Here is a 23,451-nt window from a genome sequence, read left to right on the forward strand (position 1 = left end):
GAGTCACGACGGCCGACCGCTCTAGACAGACGCCCTCCGCCAGAAAAGCCGAGCTACTACAGTAGCTCACCCGCTTGACGCTCGACTGATGCAACCCAACATCACCGCGAAGAAACTTCGACATTTCGCTCATGGATGACTTTGAACGAACGCGCTTTACCCGGCGCATCTCGAGTTTCTGCGCATGCTTTCAGCAAAGAAGAGAGTTAATCCGAATATGCCCACCCGCTCGAAGATCATCTACACCTTCACCGACGAAGCCCCAGCCCTCGCCACCTATTCACTGCTGCCTATCGTAGAGGCCTTCACCGCTTCCGCTGATATTGCCGTGGAAACCCGCGACATTTCCCTGGCCGCGCGCATCCTCGCAAGCTTCCCCGAGCAACTGGGCGCCAAGGCCGTGCCGGACCACCTCGCCGAACTGGGCGACCTGGCCGTTACCCCTGAAGCCAACATCATCAAGCTGCCGAACATCAGTGCCTCGACCCCTCAGCTGCAAGCTGCGATCAAGGAACTGCAGGCCCAGGGCTACGCCCTGCCGGACTACCCGGAAACCGTAACCACCGACGCGGAAAAAGAAACCCGTGCACGTTACGACAAGGTCAAGGGCAGCGCCGTGAACCCGGTACTGCGCGAAGGCAACTCCGACCGCCGCGCCCCGCTGTCGGTCAAGAACTACGCTCGCAAGCACCCGCACAAAATGGGTGCCTGGGCTGCCGACTCCAAGTCCCACGTTGCCCACATGAGCAACGGCGACTTCTACGGCAGCGAGAAAGCCGTTCAGATCGAAGGCGCTGATGCCGTCAAGATCGAACTGATCGCCAAGGACGGTACTGCTACCGTCCTGAAGGAAAAAACCAGCGTACAAGCTGGCGAGATCATCGACACCGCCGTGCTGAGCAAGAAAGCCCTGCGCAGCTTCATCGCCGCTGAAATCGAAGACGCCAAGAAACAAGGCGTGCTGCTGTCGGTTCACCTGAAAGCCACCATGATGAAGGTTTCCGACCCGATCATGTTCGGCCAGATCGTTGCCGAGTTCTATAAAGACGCACTGGCCAAGCACGCTGTGGTGCTGGAGCAGATCGGCTTCAACCTGAACAACGGCATCGGCGACCTGTACGCTCGCATCAAGGCCCTGCCGGCCGATCAGCAAGCGCAGATCGAAGCCGACATCCAGGCGGTATACGCTGCTCGCCCTTCCCTGGCGATGGTCAACTCCGACAAAGGCATCACCAACCTGCACGTGCCGAGCGACGTCATCGTCGACGCATCGATGCCTGCCATGATCCGTGACTCCGGCAAGATGTGGGGCACCGACGGCCAGCTGCACGACACCAAGGCGGTGATCCCGGATCGCTGCTACGCCACTATCTACCAGGCAGTGATCGAAGACTGCAAGGCCAATGGCGCCTTCGACCCAACCACCATGGGCAGCGTGCCAAACGTTGGCCTGATGGCGAAAAAAGCCGAAGAGTACGGCTCCCACGACAAGACCTTCCAGATCAAGGCTGACGGCGTAGTCCGCGTCACCGACAGCAAGGGCAACCTGCTGATGGAACAGGCTGTTGAAGCCGGCGACATCTTCCGCATGTGCCAGACCAAAGACGCGCCGATCCAGGACTGGGTCAAACTGGCCGTCAACCGCGCCCGCGCCAGCAACACCCCGGCCATCTTCTGGCTGGACCCACAGCGCGCGCACGACGGCGTCGTGGTCGAGAAAGTTCAGGCTTACCTGAAAGACCACAACACCGAAGGCCTGGACATCCGCATCATGTCGCCAGTCGACGCGATGAAGTTCACCCTGGAGCGCACCCGCAAGGGCCTGGACACCATCTCGGTGACCGGCAACGTTCTGCGCGACTACCTGACCGACCTGTTCCCGATCATGGAACTGGGCACCAGCGCCAAGATGCTGTCGATCGTGCCGCTGATGAACGGTGGCGGCCTGTTCGAAACCGGCGCTGGCGGCTCGGCTCCGAAGCACGTGCAGCAACTGGTTGAAGAGAACTTCCTGCGCTGGGATTCCCTGGGCGAGTTCCTCGCCCTGGCCGCATCCCTCGAGCATTTGGGTGTGACGTACAACAACCCGAAAGCCCTGGTACTGTCCAAGACCCTGGACCAGGCCACCGGCCAGTTCCTCGACAACAACAAGTCGCCATCGCGCAAAGTCGGCAACATCGACAACCGCGGCAGCCACTTCTACCTGGCGCTGTACTGGGCTCAAGCCCTGGCGGCCCAGACCGAAGACACTGCATTGCAAGCGCAGTTTGGCGAACTGGCCAAGACCCTGACCGCGAACGAGGCGACCATCGTTGCCGAGCTCAACGCTGTCCAGGGCAAGCCAGTGGACATCGGTGGCTACTACGCACCGAACGCCGAGCTGACCAGCAAGGCCATGCGCCCAAGCGCCACCCTCAACGCGGCAATCGCTGCGCTGGTGTAAGGTTGTAAGGATGCAAAGAAGCCCCGGCCCTGTGCCGGGGTTTCTGTTTCTGGACATGGCGCTTTTATTGAAGAAACCCAATCAAAATGTGGGAGCGGGCTTGCTCGCGAATGCGGTGGATCAGTCAATACCTCTTTAACTGACACGCCGTATTCGCGAGCAAGCCCGCTCCCACACTGAATGCAATCGCGCCTGAAGACAGCGTTACACCTTGAATCGAGGCACTTTATGACCTGGCTACCTCACATCACCGTCGCCACCATCGTCGAAGACAACGGCCGCTTCCTGATGGTCGAAGAACTCAAGGGCGGCCGCGCCGTGCTCAACCAGCCCGCCGGTCACCTCGACCCGAACGAAACCCTGACCGAGGCCGCCGTGCGCGAAACCCTCGAAGAGACCGGCTGGGACGTCGAAGCCACCGGGATTGTCGGGATTTACCTGTACACCGCTCCCAGCAATGGCGTGACCTATCAGCGCGCATGCTTCATCGCCAAGGCCCTGCAACACCACCCGGACTACCCACTGGACGACGGTATTCTGCGCGCCCGCTGGCTGACCCGTGACGAATTGATGGCCCTGCGCGAAGACTGGCGCAGCGAGCTGATCATCCGCTGCATCGACGATTATCTGGCCGGCCAGCGCCACAGCCTCGAATTGATCCGCCCTTCTCTTTAGCCTTGCAGACGCGAGCCTGCTAGAATCGCGTCCTTTTTAAAGACTCCCGTTGAAATCCTATGCGTGATCCAGCCCCTTCTGACACACAAAAGAAGCGCGTCATCGTCGGTATGTCCGGCGGCGTGGATTCTTCCGTTTCCGCCGTTCTGCTCATGGAGCAGGGTTATGAGGTGGAAGGCCTGTTCATGAAGAACTGGGAAGAAGACGATGGAACGGAATATTGCACCGCCATGGACGACCTGGCGGATGCCCAGGCCGTCTGCGACAAAATCGGCATCAAGCTGCACACCGCCAACTTCGCCGCCGAGTACTGGGACAACGTGTTCGAGCACTTCCTGGCCGAATACAAGGCCGGCCGCACGCCGAACCCGGACATCCTGTGTAACCGCGAGATCAAGTTCAAGGCGTTCCTCGACTACGCGATGATCCTCGGTGCCGATCTGATTGCTACTGGCCACTACGTGCGCCGTCGCGACATCGATGGCCGCACCGAGCTGCTCAAGGGCCTGGACGCCAACAAGGACCAGAGCTACTTCCTGCACGCCGTCGGCGGCGAACAGATCGCCAAGACCCTGTTCCCGGTGGGCGAGCTGGAAAAGCCCGAAGTGCGCGCCATTGCCGAGAAACACGGCCTGGCCACCGCCAAGAAGAAGGATTCCACCGGGATCTGCTTTATCGGCGAGCGCCGTTTCAGCGACTTCCTCAAGCAGTACCTGCCGGCGCAACCGGGCGAGATCAAGACCACCGAAGGCGAGATCATCGGCCGTCACCACGGCTTGATGTACCACACCATCGGCCAGCGCCAGGGCCTGGGCATCGGCGGCTTGAAAGACGCCGGCGAAGAGCCGTGGTACGTGCTGGTCAAGGACCTGGAGCACAACGAGCTGATCGTGGGCCAGGGCAATGACCACCCATGGCTGTTCTCCCGCGCCCTGCTGGCCTCGGACATCTACTGGGTCAACCCGGTTGACCTCAGCAGCCCGCGCCGCCTCACGGCCAAAGTGCGCTATCGCCAAAGCGACCAGCCCTGCACCCTGGAAAAAACCGCCACCGGCTATCGCGCCACCTTCGACGACCCGCAGCGCGCCGTAACGCCCGGCCAATCGGTAGTGTTCTATGACGGAGAGATTTGCCTGGGGGGCGGTGTGATCGAAGTTGCCGAACCCTGGAGCAGCCCGGCATGAGCCCGACCCAGGAGCAACTGACGGCACTGGGCGGCGTGTTTCTCGCCGCGGTGCTGGTGGACAAGATCGCCAAGACCGGCCAGGTCACCGAGGCAGGCCTGACCTGTATGCTCGGCAGCCTGCTGATCCGCGACCCGAAGGACACCCTGGAAGTGTACGGCGGCGATGACCTGGCCCTGCGCGAAGGTTATCGCGCACTGGTCGGCGCCCTCGAGCGCGATCCAAGCACCTTGCAGCGCGAGCCGCTGCGCTACGCCCTGTCGATGCTCGGCCTGGAGCGTCAATTGGCCAAGCGCGACGACCTGCTGGACACCATCGGCAAGCGCCTGCCGCAGATCCAGTCCCAGGTCGAGCATTTTGGCCCGGCCCACGAAAACGTGATCGCAGCCTGTGGCGCCCTGTACCAGGACACCCTGAGCACCTTGCGCCAGCGGATCCAGGTGCACGGCGATATGCGCAACCTGCAACAACCGAACAACGCCTCGAAAATCCGCGCCCTGCTGTTGGCCGGTATTCGTTCGGCGCGGTTATGGCGCCAATTGGGCGGTCATCGCTGGCAGTTGGTGGTCAGCCGACGCAAATTGCTGAAAGAGCTTTACCCGTTGATGCGCAACGAATAAGTCGCAGCAACCGATTTTTTTATAGCCCCACGCGTAATACGCCGGTCAGTTGGCAACGGACCGGCGGATTTTTTCATGTATGATACGCGCCCCATTTCGTTGCCCGACTGTCCGAGAACACCCCATGCAGCTTTCTTCGCTCACTGCGGTTTCCCCTGTTGACGGCCGCTACGCCGGCAAAACCCAGGCCCTGCGCCCTATTTTCAGCGAATACGGCTTGATCCGTGCTCGTGTTCTGGTTGAAGTGCGCTGGCTCCAGCGCCTGGCCGCTCACCCTGGCATCAGCGAAGTGCCGGCGTTCTCTGCCGAAGCCAACGCTGTGCTGAACGCCCTGGCGGAAAACTTCGCTCTGGAGCACGCCGAGCGTGTCAAAGAGATCGAGCGCACCACCAACCACGACGTTAAAGCCATCGAATACCTGCTCAAAGAGCAAGCGGCCAAGCTGCCGGAACTGGCCAAGGTCAGCGAGTTCATCCACTTTGCCTGCACCAGCGAGGACATCAACAACCTGTCCCACGCCCTGATGCTGCGCGAAGGCCGTGATGACGTGATGCTGCCACTGATGCGCCAGACTGCCGACGCCATCCGCGAACTGGCGATCCGTTTCGCCGACGTTCCGATGCTGTCGCGCACCCACGGCCAGCCGGCTTCGCCGACCACCCTGGGTAAAGAACTGGCCAACGTGGTGTACCGCCTGGAGCGCCAGATCGCTCAAGTCGCGGCCGTACCGCTGCTGGGCAAGATCAACGGCGCCGTAGGCAACTACAACGCCCACCTGTCGGCCTATCCTGAGATCGACTGGGAAGAAAACGCCCGCGCCTTCATCGAAGACGAACTGGGCCTGGGTTTCAACCCGTACACCACGCAAATCGAACCCCACGACTACATCGCCGAGCTGTTCGACGCGATTGCGCGCTTCAACACCATCCTGATCGACTTCGATCGCGATATCTGGGGCTACATCTCCCTGGGCTACTTCAAGCAGCGCACCATTGCCGGCGAAATCGGTTCGTCGACCATGCCGCACAAGGTCAACCCGATCGACTTCGAAAACTCCGAAGGCAACCTCGGGATCGCCAACGCCCTGTTCCAGCACCTGGCCAGCAAGTTGCCAATCTCCCGCTGGCAGCGCGACCTGACCGACTCCACCGTACTGCGCAACCTCGGCGTGGGCTTCGCCCACAGCGTGATCGCGTACGAAGCCAGCCTCAAAGGCATCAGCAAACTGGAGCTCAACGCGCAGAAGATCGCCGCTGACCTGGACGCTTGCTGGGAAGTTTTGGCCGAGCCGATCCAGACCGTGATGCGCCGCTACAACATCGAAAACCCGTACGAGAAGCTCAAAGAGCTGACCCGCGGCAAGGGCATCACCTCCGAAGCGCTGCAAACTTTCATTGACGGCCTGGACATGCCAGCCGCCGCCAAGGCCGAGCTGAAACTGCTCACCCCGGCCAACTACATCGGCAACGCTGTGGCTCAAGCCAAACGCATCTGATAGAAGCTTGACCCCTTGAGACGCCCGGCAGCGCCGGGCGTTTTTATTCCCGTCTGAAAAGTGCTTTTTTTCAATAGGTTACACATGAATCCTGACATTCCTCTTCAACTTCTGGGCGGCATCACGGCACGGGAATTCCTGCGCGACTACTGGCAGAAAAAACCCCTGCTGATCCGCCAGGCCATCCCTGACTTCGAAAGCCCGATCGACGCCGACGAACTGGCCGGCCTGGCGCTGGAAGAAGAAGTCGAGTCGCGCCTGATCATCGAACACGGCGAACGCCCGTGGGAGTTGCGCCGCGGCCCGTTCGCCGAAGATGCCTTCAGCACCCTGCCCGAGCGCGAGTGGACCCTGCTGGTGCAGGCGGTCGACCAGTTCGTGCCGGAAGTGGCCGAACTGCTGGAAAACTTCCGCTTCCTGCCAAGCTGGCGCATTGACGATGTGATGATCAGCTACGCCGCCCCGGGTGGCAGCGTGGGCCCGCACTTCGACAACTACGACGTGTTCCTGCTGCAAGGTTCCGGCAAGCGCAACTGGAAGATCGGCCAGATGTGCAACTCCGAAAGCCCGCTGCTGCAACACGCGGACCTGCGCATCCTCGCTGAATTCGAAGAGACCGCCGAATGGGTGCTGGAACCGGGCGACATGCTCTACCTGCCGCCCCGCCTGGCCCACTGCGGTGTGGCCGTGGATGATTGCATGACCTACTCCGTAGGCTTCCGCGCCCCGAGCGCCGCTGAAGTGCTGACCCACTTCACCGACTTCCTCAGCCAGTACCTGACTGACGAAGAGCGCTACACCGACGCCGATGCCCAGCCGGTCAGCGACCCGCACCAGATCCAGGGCGACGCCCTCGACCGCCTGAAAAGCCTGTTGGCCGAGCACATGAGCGACGAGCGCATGCTGCTGACCTGGTTCGGCCAGTTCATGACCGAGCCGCGCTACCCGGAACTGGTCGCCGGCCCGGAAGTGGAAGAAGAAGACCTGCTGGGCAGCCTGGAAAACGGCGCCGTGCTGATCCGCAACCCGAGCGCCCGCCTGGCCTGGTCCGAAGTCGACGACGACCTGCTGCTGTTCGCCAGCGGCCAGAGCCGCCTGTTGCCGGGCAAGCTGCGGGAACTGCTGAAGCTGGTGTGCGCCGCCGACGCCCTGCACATCGACAACCTCGGCCCATGGCTGGCGGATGAAGATGGCTGCGCCCTGCTGTGGGAACTGGTCAAGCAAGGAAGCCTGGGGTTTGCCGATGAATAAGATTCACGTAAGTGTCGCGGACTGGCAAAAGGATATCGCCGAGATACGGCGCATTCGTGAAGCGGTATTTATCGCTGAACAATCGGTTCCACCGGAGCTGGAATGGGATGCAGACGACGCGAGTGCCGTGCATTTCCTGGCGTTCGAAGGCGACTTTCCCATCGGTACTGCACGCCTGCTGCCTACCGGCGAGATCGGCCGCGTGTCGGTTCTCAAGGACTGGCGCGGCCTGAAGGTCGGCGACAAGCTGATGGAAGCGGTGATCGGCGTGGCCGAGAAACGCGGCCAGACCCGGCAGATCCTCAGCGCACAGGTCCATGCGGCGCCGTTTTATGAGCGCCTGGGCTTCAAGATTGTCAGCGATGAGTTCCTGGAAGTCGGGATTCCTCACGTTGATATGGTGCGCGAGGGCTGATCCGAGACCGCGCCGCGCCCTTCGCAGGCAAGCCAGCTCCCACATTCGATCCAGTACATCCTTTGGAATGAGGTCAAATGTGGGAGCGGGCTTGCTCGCGAAGGCGCCATCAGCAACACCTCAAAAGGCCCTGCCATCCCCCGATGCCAGGGCCTTTTGCCGTCCAGGATTCAACTTGCACCCCGCCAGGCCGACAAACTGGCAATATCTAGCCTAAATGACTCGCAGAGATAACGGACATGTCCCTACGCACCCTGCTCACCCTGTTGCTCCTGGCCACCAGTTTCTCGGTGATGGCCGCCACCGAAGTCGTGCCCCTGAGCAACCGCACCAGCGCCGACCTGCTGCCGGTGGCGCAGAACTTTATCGGCAAGGACGGCACCGTCAGCGCCTACGGCAACCAACTGATCGTGAATGCCGAGCCCGACAAGATCCAGGGCCTGCGCGCCCTGCTCGCGCAACTGGACACGCCTTCCAAGCGCCTGCTGATCACCGTCGACACCAACGAAAACAACCAGCAGAGCAACGGCAATAACCAAACCCAGGTCATCACCTACAGCACCGAGAGCCGTGACGGCGGGATCCAGCAGATCCAGGCCAGCGAAGGCGTGCCCGCGCTGATCCAGATCGGCCAGAGCGTGCCCCTCACCACCACCCAGCCCGATGCCTACGGCCGCCCGCAGAACCAGACCCAGTATCGCAACGTAACCCAGGGCTTCTACGTGACGGCCAGCGTCACCGGCGAGACCGTTCACCTGAGCATCAGTACCAATCGTGACCGCATGAGCCAGGAACGTCCCGATGTAGTGAACGTGCAAAGTACCGACACAACTGTCAGCGGACGCCTGGGCGAGTGGATCACCCTGGCCGGGATCAACCGCCAGACCCAAGCCGACAAAAGCACTACAACCCGCAGCTACTCTACTCAAGGGCGCGATGACCTGACATTGCGGGTCAAAGTCGACACGCTGAACTGAAGCACCAAAAACTGACTGGCGAGTCGTATTAGACTAAAGATGTAGTGCTTGAAAAAAAGCACTACAAAACATTTGACGATCCAAAAAAGCATGGGCATGATGGCCTCGCTCCCGCTAATCAGGGGCCCTGGCAAGGGCCTTCGGATCGTCGCTCAAAGCCACCCACCTGAGCCGATTCGTGTCTGTACCGCCCACAAGGTGTGTTTGACGAGGTTGCGACTGGAACGAAGTTGTCCCGAGGGACGGAAGCTAACCAGGTAACCCGGCAACACACTGATGGATCGTACAAAGGCCCACGACGCCCGAAGACTGTTCGCAGTTCGCCCTTACCTGCTCAACTCCCCCTTGAGCCACTCGTTCATCCCGTCGCCTTCCCCGCCAAGCCTGACTTGACCGCCTAAGCTTCTGGTCAGCGAGCAGCCATAACCACGCACTGATTACGTGGCTGGCAAATGGAATTTTCCACCTAGACCTATGCGACGAGGTTTTTCCCCATGGCACTGACACGCGAACAGCAAATTGCAGCCCTTGAAAAAGACTGGGCTGAAAACCCACGCTGGAAAGGCGTGACCCGCGCTTATTCCGCTGCTGACGTCGTCCGCCTGCGTGGCTCGGTTCAACCTGAGCACACCTTTGCAAAACTCGGCGCCGAGAAGCTGTGGAAGCTGGTCACCCAGGGTGCCAAGCCGTCCTTCCGTCCCGAAAAAGATTTCGTCAACTGCATGGGCGCCCTGACTGGCGGCCAAGCGGTTCAACAGGTCAAAGCCGGTATCCAGGCGATCTACCTGTCTGGCTGGCAAGTGGCAGCGGACAACAACTCCGCTGAATCCATGTACCCCGACCAATCGCTGTACCCGGTGGACTCCGTGCCAACCGTGGTCAAGCGCATCAACAACTCGTTCCGCCGTGCCGACCAGATCCAGTGGAAAGCCGGTAAAGGCCCGGGCGATGAAGGCTACATCGACTACTTCGCACCGATCGTTGCAGACGCTGAAGCCGGTTTCGGTGGCGTACTGAACGCCTACGAGCTGATGAAGAGCATGATCGAGGCAGGCGCTGCCGGCGTTCACTTCGAAGACCAGCTGGCTTCGGTGAAGAAATGCGGCCACATGGGCGGCAAGGTACTGGTTCCAACCCAGGAAGCTGTTCAAAAGCTGACGGCTGCTCGTCTGGCTGCTGACGTTGCTGGCACTCCGACCATCATCCTGGCCCGTACCGATGCCAACGCGGCTGATTTGCTGACCTCGGATTGCGACCCGTACGACCAGCCGTTCGTGACTGGCGAACGTACCCAGGAAGGTTTCTATAAAGTGCGCGCCGGTCTCGACCAGGCGATCGCTCGTGGCCTGGCCTACGCGCCGTACGCCGACCTGATCTGGTGCGAAACTGCCAAGCCGGACCTGGACGAAGCTCGCCGCTTTGCCGAAGCCATCAAGAAGGAATACCCGGATCAACTGCTGTCCTACAACTGCTCGCCTTCCTTCAACTGGAAGAAGAACCTGGACGACGCGACCATCGCCAAGTTCCAGCGTGAACTGTCTGCCATGGGCTACAAGCACCAATTCATCACCCTGGCCGGCATTCACAACATGTGGCACAGCATGTTCAACCTGGCGCACGACTACGCCCGCAACGACATGACTGCCTACGTGAAGCTGCAGGAACAAGAGTTCGCTGATGCTGCCAAGGGTTACACCTTTGTGGCGCACCAGCAGGAAGTGGGCACCGGTTACTTCGACGACATGACCACCGTGATCCAGGGCGGCACCTCGTCCGTGACTGCGCTGACCGGTTCGACCGAAGAAGAGCAGTTCCACTAAGTACTGAGTACACGGCCACTGCGGCCCCACGGAAGACCTAACCGCAGTGCCGCACGATCTGACGCCCCGACTGGTTCGGGGCGTTTTTTTTGCACTGATGAAATCCTGCCTGACACAACACAGATCAAAATGTGGGAGCGGGCTTGCTCGCGAATGCGGTGTATCAGTCAACAAATTCATTGGCTGACCCACTGCATTCGCGAGCAAGCCCGCTCCCACAAGGGGAATGTGTGCATTCTGAAAATTTGTGCAAAACATTGATCTAGAGCGGTATCTGCATCAACCAGATCGGTTAAAAGATCTCCGTCAGCAACTAAGCGACAATCTAGCAAGTAACGGCAACTTCCCCCGCCACACGAGAAACATTCGCTTAAACCCCACGCAAACAATATTCATTATCATTTAGAGCATGAAAACTTCTTTACCGGTTAAACAAAACACAATTCGTGAAAAGCCCGCTAATGCCCGCAGCACAAGGGCTACAGCCCCAAGAAGGTGCACTATGTCCTTATTCCATCGAATAATTTCGCTATAGGAATTTTACTTGCCCGGTGTTTAGCCATAAAATCACCGCGATTGATTGCGCTGCGACATATCGTCACTGCATCGTTACTTTTTCGAGCTCAGAGACCTTTGCTCTCTGTTAAGGATTTCCAGCATGACCGAAGCGACAGGACTCATGGCCCACAACTGGGGCTTTGCCATTTTCCTCCTCGGTGTAGTCGGCCTTTGCGCCTTCATGCTCGGCGTCTCCAGCCTCCTCGGGTCAAAAGCCTGGGGCCGCAGCAAAAACGAACCGTTCGAGTCCGGCATGCTACCTACAGGTGGCGCCCGCTTGCGGCTCTCAGCCAAATTCTATCTGGTCGCGATGCTCTTCGTGATCTTCGACATCGAAGCCCTTTTTCTCTTTGCCTGGTCTGTGTCCGTCCGCGAAAGCGGCTGGACCGGATTCGTCGAAGCCCTCGTTTTCATAGCAATTCTGTTGGCAGGCCTTGTCTACCTATTTCGAGTGGGCGCCCTTGACTGGGCTCCGGAAGCTCGTCGCAAGCGGCAAGCGAAGCTGAAACAATGAGGCTTTGGCGATGCAATACAATCTCACCAGGATCGACCCGGATGCTCCTAACGAGCAGTACCCAATCGGCGAACGGGAAACCGTTTCCGACCCGTTAGAAGACCAAGTCCACAAAAACATCTACATGGGCAAGCTGGAAGACGTGCTGAGTGGCGCGGTCAACTGGGGACGTAAGAACTCCCTGTGGCCGTACAACTTCGGTCTGTCCTGCTGCTACGTGGAAATGACCACCGCCTTCACGGCGCCCCACGACATCGCGCGCTTTGGCGCCGAAGTTATCCGGGCATCGCCGCGTCAGGCGGATTTCATGGTTATCGCCGGTACCTGCTTTATCAAGATGGCGCCGATCATTCAGCGTCTCTACGAGCAAATGCTCGAGCCAAAGTGGGTTATCTCCATGGGTTCGTGCGCCAACTCCGGTGGCATGTACGACATCTACTCCGTGGTTCAGGGGGTGGACAAGTTCCTGCCCGTGGACGTCTACGTGCCTGGCTGCCCGCCCCGCCCTGAAGCATTTCTGCAAGGCTTGATGCTGTTGCAGGAATCGATTGGCAAGGAGCGTCGCCCACTTTCCTGGGTTGTCGGAGATCAAGGCGTATACCGCGCCGAGATGCCGTCACAAAAGGAACAGCGCCGCGAACAGCGTATTCAGGTAACCAACCTGCGCAGCCCCGACGAAGTCTGATCCAGAACCGCTTCTTTTATAGAACGAAAACCTGGCTTCATTCTTTACGTTGACCGAAAGCGATAAAAAACCATGACTACAGGCAGTGCTCTGTACATCCCGCCTTATAAGGCAGACGACCAGGATGTGGTCGTCGAACTCAACAACCGTTTTGGCCCTGACGCCTTCACCGCCCAGGCCACACGCACCGGCATGCCGGTGCTGTGGGTGGCGCGTGCCAGGCTCGTCGAAGTCCTGAGCTTCCTGCGCAACCTGCCCAAGCCGTACGTCATGCTCTATGACCTGCATGGCGTGGACGAGCGCCTGCGCACCAAGCGCCAGGGGCTGCCGAGCGGCGCCGACTTCACCGTGTTCTACCACTTGATGTCGCTGGAACGTAACAGCGACGTGATGATCAAGGTGGCCCTCTCCGAGAGCGACCTGAGCGTTCCGACCGTGACCGGTATCTGGCCCAACGCCAACTGGTACGAGCGTGAAGTGTGGGACATGTTCGGCATCGATTTCCCGGGCCACCCGCACCTGTCGCGCATCATGATGCCGCCGACCTGGGAAGGTCACCCGCTGCGCAAGGACTTCCCTGCCCGCGCCACCGAATTCGATCCATTCAGCCTGACCCTCGCCAAGCAACAGCTTGAAGAAGAGGCTGCGCGCTTCCGTCCGGAAGACTGGGGCATGAAGCGCTCCGGCACCAACGAGGACTACATGTTCCTCAACCTGGGCCCGAACCACCCTTCGGCTCACGGTGCCTTCCGCATCATCCTGCAACTGGACGGCGAAGAAATCGTCGACTGCGTACCGGACATCGGCTACCACCACCGTGGTGCCGAGAAAATGGCCGAGCGTCAGTCGTGGCACAGCTTCATCCCGTACACCGACCGTATCGACTACCTCGGCGGCGTGATGAACAACCTGCCGTACGTGCTCTCGGTCGAGAAGCTGGCCGGCATCAAGGTGCCGGACAAGGTCGACACCATCCGCATCATGATGGCCGAGTTCTTCCGGATCACCAGCCACCTGCTGTTCCTGGGTACCTATATCCAGGACGTCGGCGCCATGACCCCGGTGTTCTTCACCTTCACCGACCGTCAGCGTGCGTACAAGGTCATCGAAGCCATCACCGGTTTCCGCCTGCACCCGGCCTGGTACCGCATCGGCGGCGTCGCCCACGACCTGCCGCGTGGCTGGGAACGCCTGGTCAAGGAATTCATCGACTGGATGCCCAAGCGTCTGGACGAATACCAGAAAGCCGCCCTGGACAACAGCATCCTCAAGGGCCGGACCATCGGCGTCGCCCAGTACAACACCAAAGAGGCCCTGGAATGGGGCGTCACCGGTGCTGGCCTGCGTTCCACCGGTTGCGATTTCGACCTGCGTAAAGCACGCCCGTACTCCGGCTACCAGAACTTCGAATTCGAAGTGCCGCTGGCGGCCAACGGCGATGCCTACGACCGCTGCATCGTGCGCGTCGAAGAAATGCGCCAGAGCCTGAAGATCATCGAACAGTGCATGCGCAACATGCCGGAAGGCCCGTACAAGGCGGATCACCCGCTGACCACGCCGCCGCCGAAAGAGCGCACGCTGCAACACATCGAAACCCTGATCACGCACTTCCTGCAAGTTTCGTGGGGCCCGGTAATGCCGGCCAACGAATCCTTCCAGATGATCGAAGCGACCAAGGGTATCAACAGTTATTACCTGACGAGCGATGGCGGCACCATGAGCTACCGCACCCGGATTCGTACGCCAAGCTTCCCGCACCTGCAGCAGATCCCTTCGGTGATCAAAGGTGAAATGGTCGCGGACTTGATTGCGTACCTGGGTAGTATCGATTTCGTTATGGCCGACGTGGACCGCTAAGCATGAATAGCACGCTTATCCAGACAGACCGTTTCACCTTGAGTGAAACCGAGCGCTCGGCCATCGAGCACGAGCTGCATCACTACGAAGACCCGCGCGCGGCGTCGATCGAAGCCTTGAAGATCGTCCAGAAGGAACGTGGCTGGGTGCCGGACGGCGCCCTCTACGCCATCGGCGAGATCCTCGGCATCCCCGCCAGCGACGTTGAAGGCGTGGCGACGTTCTACAGCCAGATCTTCCGCCAGCCGGTCGGCCGCCACATCATTCGCGTGTGCGACAGCATGGTCTGCTACATCGGTGGCCACGAGTCCGTGGTCAGCGAGATCCAGAGCAAGCTGGGCATCGGCCTGGGCCAAACCACTCCGGACGGGCGCTTCACGCTGCTGCCGGTGTGCTGCCTGGGCAACTGTGACAAGGCGCCGGCGTTGATGATCGACGACGACACATTCGGCGACGTGCAGCCTGCTGGCGTCACCCAATTGCTCGAGGGCTACCCATGACCCTGACTTCCTTCGGTCCTGCCAACCGCATCAAGCGGTCGGCCGAGACTCACCCGCTGACCTGGCGCCTGCGTGACGACGGCGAGCCTGTATGGCTTGACGAGTACCAGGCCAAGAACGGTTACGCGGCCGCGCGCAAAGCCTTTGCCGACATGGCCCAGGACGACATCGTCCAGACCGTGAAGGACGCAGGCCTCAAAGGCCGCGGCGGTGCAGGCTTCCCCACCGGTGTCAAGTGGGGCCTGATGCCCAAAGACGAATCCATCAACATCCGCTACCTGCTGTGCAACGCGGATGAAATGGAGCCGAACACCTGGAAAGACCGCATGCTGATGGAGCAACTGCCCCATCTGCTGATCGAAGGCATGCTGATCAGTGCCCGCGCGCTGAAAACCTACCGTGGCTACATCTTCCTGCGTGGCGAATACACCACCGCCGCCAAGCACCTGAACCGTGCCGTGGAAGAAGCCAAGGCCGCTGGCCTGCTGGGCAAAAACATCCTTGGTTCGGGTTTCGACTTCGAACTGTTCGTGCACACCGGCGCCGGGCGTTATATCTGCGGTGAAGAAACCGCACTGATCAACTCCCTCGAAGGCCGCCGCGCCAACCCGCGTTCCAAGCCGCCCTTCCCTGCCGCCGTGGGCGTGTGGGGCAAGCCGACCTGCGTGAACAACGTTGAAACCCTGTGCAACGTGCCGGCAATCATCGGCGACGGCGTGGAGTGGTACAAATCGTTGGCCCGCGAAGGCAGCGAAGACATGGGCACCAAGCTCATGGGCTTCTCCGGCAAGGTCAAGAACCCGGGCCTGTGGGAACTGCCTTTCGGCGTGACCGCACGCGAGCTGTTCGAGGACTACGCCGGCGGCATGCGCGATGGCTACACCCTCAAGGCCTGGCAGCCAGGTGGCGCCGGTACCGGTTTCCTGCTGCCTGAGCACCTCGACGCACAAATGTACGCTGGCGGCATCGGCAAGGTGGGCACCCGTATGGGTACCGGCCTGGCCATGGCCGTGGACAACACCGTGAACATGGTGTCGTTGCTGCGCAACATGGAGCAGTTCTTCTCCCGTGAATCCTGTGGCTTCTGCACCCCGTGCCGCGACGGTTTGCCGTGGAGCGTCAAGCTGCTGATGGCCCTGGAAAACGGCGAAGGCCGTGAGGGTGACATCGAGACCCTGCTGGGTCTGGTCGGTTTCCTCGGCCCAGGCAAGACCTTCTGTGCTCACGCACCGGGCGCCGTGGAGCCATTGGGCAGCGCGATCAAATACTTCCGCTCGGAGTTCGAAGCCGGCATCGCGCCTACCAGCGCCGCCGTCCCGCCTCTGGCAAGGCCGATCGTAGTCGGCGCGTAACGCTTAAAAAGGCGAAGGGTCCGTGCCCTTCGCTTTCTCATGTGCTGACGCCTTCAAGGCTGTGTTGATGCACATGAATAACAAGATTCCATTAGCCACGCCCGCTGACACCGGGCCAACGAAGAACTTTGAACCATGGCCACTATCCACGTAGACGGCAAAGAGCTCGAAGTCGATGGGGCAGACAACCTGTTACAGGCGTGTCTGTCGCTAGGCCTCGACATTCCATATTTCTGCTGGCACCCCGCCCTTGGCAGCGTTGGCGCTTGCCGCCAGTGCGCGGTCAAGCAGTACACCGACGAGAACGACACCCGTGGTCGTATCGTGATGTCCTGCATGACCCCTGCCACCGACGGCAGCTGGATCTCCATCGAAGACGAAGAAGCGAAAGTGTTTCGCGCCAGCGTCGTCGAATGGCTGATGACCAACCACCCACACGACTGCCCTGTGTGTGAGGAAGGCGGCCACTGCCACCTGCAAGACATGACCGTGATGACCGGCCACAACGAGCGCCGGTATCGCTTCACCAAGCGTACTCACCAGAACCAGCAACTGGGCCCGTTCATCTCCCACGAGATGAACCGCTGCATCGCTTGCTACCGCTGCGTGCGCTTCTATAAGGACTACGCCGGCGGTACCGACCTCGGTGTGTTTGGCGCCCACGACAACGTGTACTTCGGTCGCGTTGAAGACGGCACCCTGGAAAGCGAGTTCTCCGGCAACCTCACCGAGGTCTGCCCGACCGGTGTGTTCACCGACAAGACTCACTCCGAGCGCTATAACCGCAAGTGGGACATGCAGTTCTCGCCGAGCATCTGCCATGGCTGCTCCAGCGGTTGCAACATCTCCCCGGGCGAACGCTACGGCGAACTGCGTCGGATCGAAAACCGCTTCAACGGTTCGGTCAACCAGTACTTCCTGTGCGACCGTGGCCGTTTCGGCTACGGCTACGTCAACCGCGAAGACCGCCCGCGTCAGCCACTGCTGGCCGACGGCGCCAAGCTGAGCCTCGACGAAGCACTGGATAAAGCCGCTGACCTGCTGCGCGGTCGCAACATCGTCGGTATCGGTTCGCCCCGCGCCAGCCTCGAAAGCAACTACGCGTTGCGCGAACTGGTGGGTGCCGAGCACTTCTACTCGGGTATCGAAGCCGGTGAACTGGAGCGCATCCGCCTCGTGCTGCAAGTCTTGAACGACAGCCCGCTGCCGGTTCCGAACATGCGCGACATCGAAGACCATGACGCGATCTTCGTCCTCGGTGAAGACCTGACCCAGACCGCTGCCCGTGTCGCCCTGTCCCTGCGCCAGTCGGTAAAAGGCAAGGCCGAAGACATGGCCGACGCCATGCGCGTCCAGCCATGGCTCGACGCTGCGGTGAAAAATATCGGCCAGCACGCGCTGAACCCGCTGTTTATCGCCAGCCTGACCGCCACCAAGCTCGACGACATCGCAGAAGAATGCGTACACGCCGCGCCTGACGACCTGGCCCGCATCGGTTTCGCCGTGGCCCACGCCCTCGACGCCAGTGCGCCTGCCGTAGAAGGCCTGGACGCTGAAGCCGCTGAACTGGCCAAGCGTATCGCCGACGCCCTGCTGGCCGCCAAGCGTCCATTGATCATCGCCGGCACCTCGCTGGGTTCCAAGGCGCTGATCGAAGCCGCGGCCAACATCGCCAAAGCCTTGAAGCTGCGCGAGAAGAACGGTTCCATCAGCCTGATCGTGCCAGAGGCCAACAGCCTCGGCCTGGCCATGCTCGGTGGCGAGTCCCTGGACGCCGCCCTGCAAGCCGTGACCGACGGCAGCGCCGATGCGATCGTGGTACTGGAAAACGACCTGTACACCCGCACTGATTCGGCCAAGGTCGACGCAGCGCTGAACGCGGCCAAAGTGGTGATCGTTGCCGACCACCAGAAAACCGCCACCAGCGACCGTGCCCACCTGGTACTGCCCGCCGCCAGCTTTGCTGAAGGCGACGGTACCCTGGTCAGCCAGGAAGGCCGCGCCCAGCGCTTCTTCCAGGTGTTCGATCCGAAGTACATGGACGCCAGCATCCTGGTTCACGAAGGCTGGCGCTGGCTGCATGCCCTGCGCGCTACCCTGCTGAACCAGCCGATCGACTGGACCCAGCTCGACCACGTGACTGCCGCCACAGCCGCAGCCGCACCGCAACTGGCGCGCATCGTCGACGCTGCACCGTCCGCCGCGTTCCGCATCAAGGGCATGAAACTCGCCCGTGAACCGTTGCGTTACTCCGGCCGTACCGCCATGCGGGCTGACATCAGCGTGCATGAGCCACGTACACCGCAAGACAACGACACCGCGTTTGCCTTCTCCATGGAAGGTTACTCGGGTTCGGTCGAGCCACGTCAGCAGGTGCCTTTCGCCTGGTCGCCGGGCTGGAACTCGCCGCAGGCCTGGAACAAGTTCCAGGACGAAGTCGGTGGCCACATCCGTGCCGGCGACCCGGGCACCCGCCTGATCGAAAGCACCGGTGACTCGCTGAACTGGTTCGCCAGCGTTCCGCGTCCGTTCAACCCGGCCCAGGGTACCTGGCAGGTTGTGCCGTTCTTCCACCTGTTCGGCAGCGAAGAGACTTCTTCCAAAGCCGCGCCGGTACAAGAGCGCATTCCAGCCGCCTACGTGTCCGTAGCCAAGTCCGAAGCCGACCGCCTGGGCGTCAACGACGGTGCCCTGCTCAGCTTGAACGTCGCCGGCAAGACCCTGCGTCTGCCGCTGCGCATCGACGAAGAGTTGGGTGCTGGCCTGGTTGCATTGCCAAAAGGCCTCGCGGGGATTCCTCCGGCGATCTTCGGCCTTACCGTTGACGGTCTGCAGGAGGCAGCTCAATGACCTGGTTCACCCCTGAAGTGATCGACGTGATCATCGCGGTGGTCAAGGCCATCGTGATCCTGTTGGCCGTGGTCGTGGCGGGCGCCCTGCTCAGCTTCGTCGAACGTCGCCTGCTGGGCTGGTGGCAGGACCGTTACGGTCCGAACCGCGTTGGCCCGTTTGGTATGTTCCAGATCGCCGCCGACATGCTGAAAATGTTCTTCAAGGAAGACTGGACCCCGCCGTTTGCCGACAAGGTGATCTTCACCCTGGCACCGGTCGTGGCCATGAGCGCCTTGCTGATTGCCTTCGCAATCATCCCGATCACCCCGACCTGGGGCGTGGCGGACCTGAACATCGGCTTGCTGTTCTTCTTCGCCATGGCCGGCCTGTCGGTCTACGCGGTGCTGTTCGCCGGTTGGTCGAGCAACAACAAGTTCGCCCTGCTGGGCAGCTTGCGGGCTTCGGCCCAGACCGTGTCCTACGAAGTGTTCATGGGCCTCGCGCTGATGGGCATCGTGGTGCAGGTGGGCTCGTTCAACATGCGCGACATCGTCGAGTACCAGGCGCAGAACCTGTGGTTCATCATTCCGCAGTTCTTCGGCTTCTGTACGTTCTTCATCGCTGGCGTCGCCGTGACTCACCGTCACCCGTTCGACCAGCCGGAAGCGGAACAGGAACTGGCCGACGGTTACCACATTGAATACGCCGGCATGAAATGGGGCATGTTTTTCGTTGGTGAATACATCGGCATCATCTTGATCTCGGCCCTGCTGGTCACGCTGTTCTTCGGCGGCTGGCACGGTCCGTTCGGCATCCTGCCGCAGCTGGCGTTCTTCTGGTTCTTCCTGAAGACCGCGTTCTTCATCATGCTGTTCATCCTGCTGCGCGCTTCCATCCCGCGTCCACGGTATGACCAGGTGATGGATTTCAGCTGGCGATTCTGCCTGCCGCTGACCCTGATCAATTTGCTGGTGACTGCTGCCGTTGTGTTGTTGAACACGCCAGCGGGCGCGGTTCAGTGAGGATTTGACCCATGTTCAAATATATTGGCGACATCGTTAAGGGTACCGGTACCCAGTTGCGAAGCCTGGTGATGGTGTTCGGTCACGGCTTTCGCAAACGCGACACCCTGCAATACCCGGAAGAAGCGGTGTACCTGCCGCCGCGTTATCGCGGCCGCATTGTCCTGACCCGCGACCCCGACGGCGAAGAGCGCTGCGTGGCCTGCAACCTGTGCGCCGTGGCGTGCCCGGTGGGTTGCATCTCGCTGCAGAAAGCTGAAACCGAAGACGGTCGCTGGTACCCGGACTTCTTCCGCATCAACTTCTCGCGCTGCATTTTCTGCGGCCTCTGCGAGGAAGCTTGCCCGACCACCGCGATCCAGCTGACACCGGATTTCGAGATGGCCGAGTTCAAACGTCAGGACCTGGTGTACGAGAAAGAAGATCTGCTGATCTCTGGTCCCGGTAAAAACCCTGATTACAACTTCTATCGTGTTGCAGGTATGGCCGTTGCCGGTAAGCCGAAAGGCGCCGCACAAAACGAAGCCGAGCCGATCAACGTGAAGAGCTTGCTGCCTTAAGGAAGAAAGATGGAATTCGCTTTCTATTTCGCATCGGGTATTGCAGTGGTGTCCACGCTTCGCGTGATCACCAACACTAACCCCGTGCACGCCCTGCTCTACCTGATCATTTCGCTGATCGCCGTGGCCATGACCTTCTTCAGCCTCGGCGCACCGTTCGCCGGTGTACTGGAAGTGATCGCCTACGCCGGCGCCATCATGGTGCTGTTTGTGTTTGTGGTGATGATGCTCAACCTGGGGCCGGCGTCTGTCGCCCAGGAACGCGTCTGGCTCAAGCCCGGCATCTGGCTCGGCCCGGTGATCCTGGCAGCCCTGCTGCTGGGTGAACTGCTGTATGTGCTGTTCGCTCACCAGAGCGGCCAGGCCATCGGCCACACCACCGTAGACGCGAAAGCCGTGGGCATCAGCCTGTTCGGCCCGTACCTGCTGGTGGTCGAACTGGCTTCGATGCTGCTGCTCGCTGCAGCCATCACCGCCTTCCACTTGGGCCGCAACGAAGCCAAGGAGCAATGACGATGCCTGCTATCCCTTTGGAGCATGGTCTGGCGGTCGCCGGCATCCTGTTCTGCCTTGGCCTGGTCGGCCTGATGGTTCGCCGCAACATTCTGTTCGTGTTGATGAGCCTGGAAATCATGATGAACGCCGCGGCACTCGCGTTCATCGTGGCCGGTAGCCGTTGGGGCCAGCCGGATGGACAAGTGATGTTCATCCTGGTGATCAGCCTGGCAGCCGCCGAGGCCAGTATTGGCCTGGCGATCCTGCTGCAACTGTATCGTCGCTTCCACACGCTTGATATCGACGCTGCCAGTGAGATGCGCGGATGAACATGATCTTTCTGACTTTCGTATTTCCCCTGATCGGTTTCCTGCTGCTGTCGTTCTCCCGTGGACGCTGGTCGGAAAACCTCTCGGCCCTGGTCGGCGTGGGTTCCATCGGCCTGTCGGCAATTGTCGCCGCCTACGTCATCTGGCAATTCAACGTCGCACCGCCTGAAGGCGGTCACTACACCCTGGTGTTGTGGCAGTGGATGTCGGTGGAGGGCTTCAAGCCCAACTTCGCCCTCTACGTCGACGGCTTGTCGATCACCATGCTCGGCGTGGTGGTGGGTGTGGGCTTCCTGATCCACCTGTTCGCGTCCTGGTACATGCGCGGTGAAGCCGGTTACTCGCGCTTCTTCGCCTACACCAACCTGTTTATCGCCAGCATGCTGTTCCTGGTGCTGGGCGATAACCTGTTGTTCCTGTACTTCGGCTGGGAAGGCGTGGGCCTGTGCTCGTACCTGTTGATCGGTTTCTACTACAGCAACCGCAACAACGGTAACGCCGCACTCAAAGCCTTTATCGTGACCCGGATCGGTGACGTGTTCATGGCCATCGGCCTGTTCATCCTGTTCCAACAGGTGGGCACGCTGAACATCCAGGAACTGCTGGTGCTGGCACCGCAGAAATTCCAGGTCGGCGACTTCTGGATCACCCTGGCGACCCTGATGCTGCTGGGTGGCGCTGTCGGTAAATCCGCGCAACTGCCGCTGCAAACCTGGCTGGCGGATGCGATGGCCGGTCCTACCCCGGTTTCGGCACTGATCCACGCCGCGACCATGGTAACCGCCGGTGTCTACCTGATTGCCCGTACCCACGGCCTGTTCACCCTGGCACCGGAGATTCTGCATCTGGTGGGCCTGGTGGGTGGCGTGACCCTGGTACTGGCAGGTTTTGCTGCCCTGGTTCAGACCGACATCAAGCGTATCCTCGCCTACTCGACCATGAGCCAGATCGGCTACATGTTCCTGGCCCTGGGCGTTGGCGCCTGGGACGGCGCGATCTTCCACCTGATGACCCACGCCTTCTTCAAGGCCCTGCTGTTCCTTGCTTCCGGTGCGGTGATCGTTGCCTGCCACCACGAGCAGAACATCTTCAAGATGGGCGGCCTGTGGAAGAAACTGCCGTTGGCCTACGCCAGCTTCATCGTCGGCGGCGCGGCCTTGTCGGCCCTGCCACTGGTGACCGCAGGTTTCTACTCGAAAGACGAAATCCTCTGGGAAGCCTTTGCCAGCGGTAACCACGGCCTGCTGTACGCCGGCCTGGTAGGTGCGTTCATGACCTCGCTGTACACCTTCCGCCTGATCTTCATCACGTTCCACGGTGAAGCCAAGACTGAAGCCCACGCAGGCCATGGCATTTCCCACTGGCTGCCACTGTCGGTGCTGATCATCCTGTCGACCTTCGTCGGCGCCATGATCACCCCGCCACTGGCCGGTGTTCTGCCGGAAAGCGCCGGCCATGCCGGTGGTGCAGCCAAGCACAGCCTGGAAATCGCCTCGGGCGCCATCGCCATCGCGGGTATCCTGCTGGCGGCCCTGCTGTTCCTCGGCAAGCGCCGCTTCGTCACTGCCATCGCCAACAGTGGCATTGGCCGCTTCCTTTCGGCCTGGTGGTTCGCTGCCTGGGGCTTCGACTGGATCTACGACAAACTGTTCGTCAAGCCATACCTTGCGATCAGCCACGTACTGCGCAAAGACCCGCTCGACCAGACCATCGGTTTGATCCCGCGTGCCGCCAAGGCCGGTCACACCGCCCTGAGCCGCAGCGAGACCGGCCAATTGCGCTGGTATGCAGCTTCCATGGCGGCCGGTGCCGTCCTGGTAATCGGCGCCATCATCGTGGTCGCGGTCTGACTATGCACATTGCGAAC

General features: G+C 60.7%; 20 protein-coding genes. All 20 read left to right on the forward strand.

What is annotated here, in order from left to right; all coding sequences use genetic code 11:
* Positions 1 to 217: 217 nt before the first annotated feature.
* The 20 genes from HYE77_RS03235 (at position 218) to nuoL (ending at position 23,434) form a co-directional block, all read left to right on the forward strand.
* Positions 218 to 2,443 (forward strand): NADP-dependent isocitrate dehydrogenase, encoded by a 2,226-nt coding sequence (locus HYE77_RS03235; protein WP_087693052.1) that lies wholly within the window; start codon positions 218 to 220, stop codon positions 2,441 to 2,443.
* A gap of 228 nt (positions 2,444 to 2,671) precedes the next feature.
* Positions 2,672 to 3,118 carry an NUDIX hydrolase gene (locus tag HYE77_RS03240; RefSeq protein ID WP_177068395.1) on the forward strand — a complete coding sequence of 149 codons (447 nt, stop codon included), beginning with the start codon at positions 2,672 to 2,674 and terminating at the stop codon, positions 3,116 to 3,118.
* A gap of 59 nt (positions 3,119 to 3,177) precedes the next feature.
* The gene (gene mnmA, locus HYE77_RS03245) at positions 3,178 to 4,302 is read left to right on the forward strand and encodes a tRNA 2-thiouridine(34) synthase MnmA (RefSeq protein WP_177068396.1); all 1,125 of its coding nucleotides are present in this window, start codon (positions 3,178 to 3,180) and stop codon (positions 4,300 to 4,302) included.
* The gene (gene hflD / locus HYE77_RS03250; RefSeq protein WP_003219586.1) at positions 4,299 to 4,922 is read left to right on the forward strand and encodes a high frequency lysogenization protein HflD; all 624 of its coding nucleotides are present in this window, start codon (positions 4,299 to 4,301) and stop codon (positions 4,920 to 4,922) included. Before mnmA ends, hflD begins: the two co-directional genes overlap by 4 nt.
* Before the next feature lie 124 nt (positions 4,923 to 5,046).
* Positions 5,047 to 6,417 (forward strand): adenylosuccinate lyase, encoded by a 1,371-nt coding sequence (gene purB / locus HYE77_RS03255; protein ID WP_017479511.1) that lies wholly within the window; start codon positions 5,047 to 5,049, stop codon positions 6,415 to 6,417.
* An 84-nt stretch (positions 6,418 to 6,501) separates the two neighbouring features.
* On the forward strand, positions 6,502 to 7,668 hold the full coding sequence (locus HYE77_RS03260) for a cupin domain-containing protein (protein WP_003219582.1): 1,167 nt from the start codon (positions 6,502 to 6,504) through the stop codon (positions 7,666 to 7,668).
* Positions 7,661 to 8,083 (forward strand): GNAT family N-acetyltransferase, encoded by a 423-nt coding sequence (locus HYE77_RS03265; protein ID WP_003219580.1) that lies wholly within the window; start codon positions 7,661 to 7,663, stop codon positions 8,081 to 8,083. Before HYE77_RS03260 ends, HYE77_RS03265 begins: the two co-directional genes overlap by 8 nt.
* A gap of 239 nt (positions 8,084 to 8,322) precedes the next feature.
* A complete protein-coding gene (locus tag HYE77_RS03270; protein WP_177023236.1) occupies positions 8,323 to 9,060 on the forward strand; it encodes a secretin N-terminal domain-containing protein in 738 nt (245 codons plus the stop codon).
* Between the two features lie 494 nt (positions 9,061 to 9,554).
* A complete protein-coding gene (gene aceA / locus HYE77_RS03275) occupies positions 9,555 to 10,880 on the forward strand; it encodes an isocitrate lyase (RefSeq protein WP_003219577.1) in 1,326 nt (441 codons plus the stop codon).
* A gap of 658 nt (positions 10,881 to 11,538) precedes the next feature.
* Entirely contained in the window at positions 11,539 to 11,952 is a 414-nt protein-coding gene (locus tag HYE77_RS03280; RefSeq protein ID WP_003219575.1) for an NADH-quinone oxidoreductase subunit A, read from the forward strand.
* Positions 11,953 to 11,962: 10 nt separating this feature from the next.
* Positions 11,963 to 12,637, forward strand: a complete 675-nt coding sequence (locus HYE77_RS03285; protein ID WP_003219572.1) for an NADH-quinone oxidoreductase subunit B family protein — start codon at positions 11,963 to 11,965, stop codon at positions 12,635 to 12,637.
* Between the two features lie 72 nt (positions 12,638 to 12,709).
* Positions 12,710 to 14,494, forward strand: coding sequence for an NADH-quinone oxidoreductase subunit C/D (gene nuoC / locus HYE77_RS03290; protein WP_003219570.1), 1,785 nt, complete (start codon positions 12,710 to 12,712; stop codon positions 14,492 to 14,494).
* A 2-nt stretch (positions 14,495 to 14,496) separates the two neighbouring features.
* On the forward strand, positions 14,497 to 14,994 hold the full coding sequence (gene nuoE, locus HYE77_RS03295) for an NADH-quinone oxidoreductase subunit NuoE (protein ID WP_003219568.1): 498 nt from the start codon (positions 14,497 to 14,499) through the stop codon (positions 14,992 to 14,994).
* The gene (gene nuoF / locus HYE77_RS03300) at positions 14,991 to 16,346 is read left to right on the forward strand and encodes an NADH-quinone oxidoreductase subunit NuoF (RefSeq protein WP_003219566.1); all 1,356 of its coding nucleotides are present in this window, start codon (positions 14,991 to 14,993) and stop codon (positions 16,344 to 16,346) included. The genes nuoE and nuoF overlap by 4 nt, the downstream gene beginning before the upstream one ends.
* A 135-nt stretch (positions 16,347 to 16,481) precedes the next feature.
* A complete protein-coding gene (gene nuoG, locus HYE77_RS03305) occupies positions 16,482 to 19,196 on the forward strand; it encodes an NADH-quinone oxidoreductase subunit NuoG (RefSeq protein WP_177068397.1) in 2,715 nt (904 codons plus the stop codon).
* The gene (nuoH, locus tag HYE77_RS03310) at positions 19,193 to 20,200 is read left to right on the forward strand and encodes an NADH-quinone oxidoreductase subunit NuoH (protein ID WP_003219563.1); all 1,008 of its coding nucleotides are present in this window, start codon (positions 19,193 to 19,195) and stop codon (positions 20,198 to 20,200) included. Before nuoG ends, nuoH begins: the two co-directional genes overlap by 4 nt.
* Positions 20,201 to 20,211: 11 nt before the next feature.
* On the forward strand, positions 20,212 to 20,760 hold the full coding sequence (gene nuoI, locus HYE77_RS03315) for an NADH-quinone oxidoreductase subunit NuoI (protein WP_003174725.1): 549 nt from the start codon (positions 20,212 to 20,214) through the stop codon (positions 20,758 to 20,760).
* A 9-nt stretch (positions 20,761 to 20,769) separates the two neighbouring features.
* A complete protein-coding gene (gene nuoJ / locus HYE77_RS03320) occupies positions 20,770 to 21,273 on the forward strand; it encodes an NADH-quinone oxidoreductase subunit J (RefSeq protein ID WP_003219561.1) in 504 nt (167 codons plus the stop codon).
* A 2-nt stretch (positions 21,274 to 21,275) separates the two neighbouring features.
* Positions 21,276 to 21,584, forward strand: coding sequence for an NADH-quinone oxidoreductase subunit NuoK (nuoK, locus tag HYE77_RS03325; protein ID WP_003219560.1), 309 nt, complete (start codon positions 21,276 to 21,278; stop codon positions 21,582 to 21,584).
* Entirely contained in the window at positions 21,581 to 23,434 is a 1,854-nt protein-coding gene (gene nuoL / locus HYE77_RS03330; protein WP_003219559.1) for an NADH-quinone oxidoreductase subunit L, read from the forward strand. Before nuoK ends, nuoL begins: the two co-directional genes overlap by 4 nt.
* The last annotated feature ends 17 nt before the right edge of the window (positions 23,435 to 23,451 follow it).

The sequence above is a fragment of the Pseudomonas sp. IPO3774 genome (assembly GCF_013386835.1).
Lineage (GTDB): Bacteria > Pseudomonadota > Gammaproteobacteria > Pseudomonadales > Pseudomonadaceae > Aquipseudomonas.

What these genes read in the sequence shown, in the direction of transcription:
- HYE77_RS03235 (WP_087693052.1), top strand. Translation starts at nt 218, where the DNA reads ATGCCCACCCGCTCGAAGATCATCTACACCTTCACCGACGAAGCCCCA.
- HYE77_RS03240 (WP_177068395.1), top strand. Translation starts at nt 2,672, where the DNA reads ATGACCTGGCTACCTCACATCACCGTCGCCACCATCGTCGAAGACAAC.
- mnmA (WP_177068396.1), top strand. Translation starts at nt 3,178, where the DNA reads ATGCGTGATCCAGCCCCTTCTGACACACAAAAGAAGCGCGTCATCGTC.
- hflD (WP_003219586.1), top strand. Translation starts at nt 4,299, where the DNA reads ATGAGCCCGACCCAGGAGCAACTGACGGCACTGGGCGGCGTGTTTCTC.
- purB (WP_017479511.1), top strand. Translation starts at nt 5,047, where the DNA reads ATGCAGCTTTCTTCGCTCACTGCGGTTTCCCCTGTTGACGGCCGCTAC.
- HYE77_RS03260 (WP_003219582.1), top strand. Translation starts at nt 6,502, where the DNA reads ATGAATCCTGACATTCCTCTTCAACTTCTGGGCGGCATCACGGCACGG.
- HYE77_RS03265 (WP_003219580.1), top strand. Translation starts at nt 7,661, where the DNA reads ATGAATAAGATTCACGTAAGTGTCGCGGACTGGCAAAAGGATATCGCC.
- HYE77_RS03270 (WP_177023236.1), top strand. Translation starts at nt 8,323, where the DNA reads ATGTCCCTACGCACCCTGCTCACCCTGTTGCTCCTGGCCACCAGTTTC.
- aceA (WP_003219577.1), top strand. Translation starts at nt 9,555, where the DNA reads ATGGCACTGACACGCGAACAGCAAATTGCAGCCCTTGAAAAAGACTGG.
- HYE77_RS03280 (WP_003219575.1), top strand. Translation starts at nt 11,539, where the DNA reads ATGACCGAAGCGACAGGACTCATGGCCCACAACTGGGGCTTTGCCATT.
- HYE77_RS03285 (WP_003219572.1), top strand. Translation starts at nt 11,963, where the DNA reads ATGCAATACAATCTCACCAGGATCGACCCGGATGCTCCTAACGAGCAG.
- nuoC (WP_003219570.1), top strand. Translation starts at nt 12,710, where the DNA reads ATGACTACAGGCAGTGCTCTGTACATCCCGCCTTATAAGGCAGACGAC.
- nuoE (WP_003219568.1), top strand. Translation starts at nt 14,497, where the DNA reads ATGAATAGCACGCTTATCCAGACAGACCGTTTCACCTTGAGTGAAACC.
- nuoF (WP_003219566.1), top strand. Translation starts at nt 14,991, where the DNA reads ATGACCCTGACTTCCTTCGGTCCTGCCAACCGCATCAAGCGGTCGGCC.
- nuoG (WP_177068397.1), top strand. Translation starts at nt 16,482, where the DNA reads ATGGCCACTATCCACGTAGACGGCAAAGAGCTCGAAGTCGATGGGGCA.
- nuoH (WP_003219563.1), top strand. Translation starts at nt 19,193, where the DNA reads ATGACCTGGTTCACCCCTGAAGTGATCGACGTGATCATCGCGGTGGTC.
- nuoI (WP_003174725.1), top strand. Translation starts at nt 20,212, where the DNA reads ATGTTCAAATATATTGGCGACATCGTTAAGGGTACCGGTACCCAGTTG.
- nuoJ (WP_003219561.1), top strand. Translation starts at nt 20,770, where the DNA reads ATGGAATTCGCTTTCTATTTCGCATCGGGTATTGCAGTGGTGTCCACG.
- nuoK (WP_003219560.1), top strand. Translation starts at nt 21,276, where the DNA reads ATGCCTGCTATCCCTTTGGAGCATGGTCTGGCGGTCGCCGGCATCCTG.
- nuoL (WP_003219559.1), top strand. Translation starts at nt 21,581, where the DNA reads ATGAACATGATCTTTCTGACTTTCGTATTTCCCCTGATCGGTTTCCTG.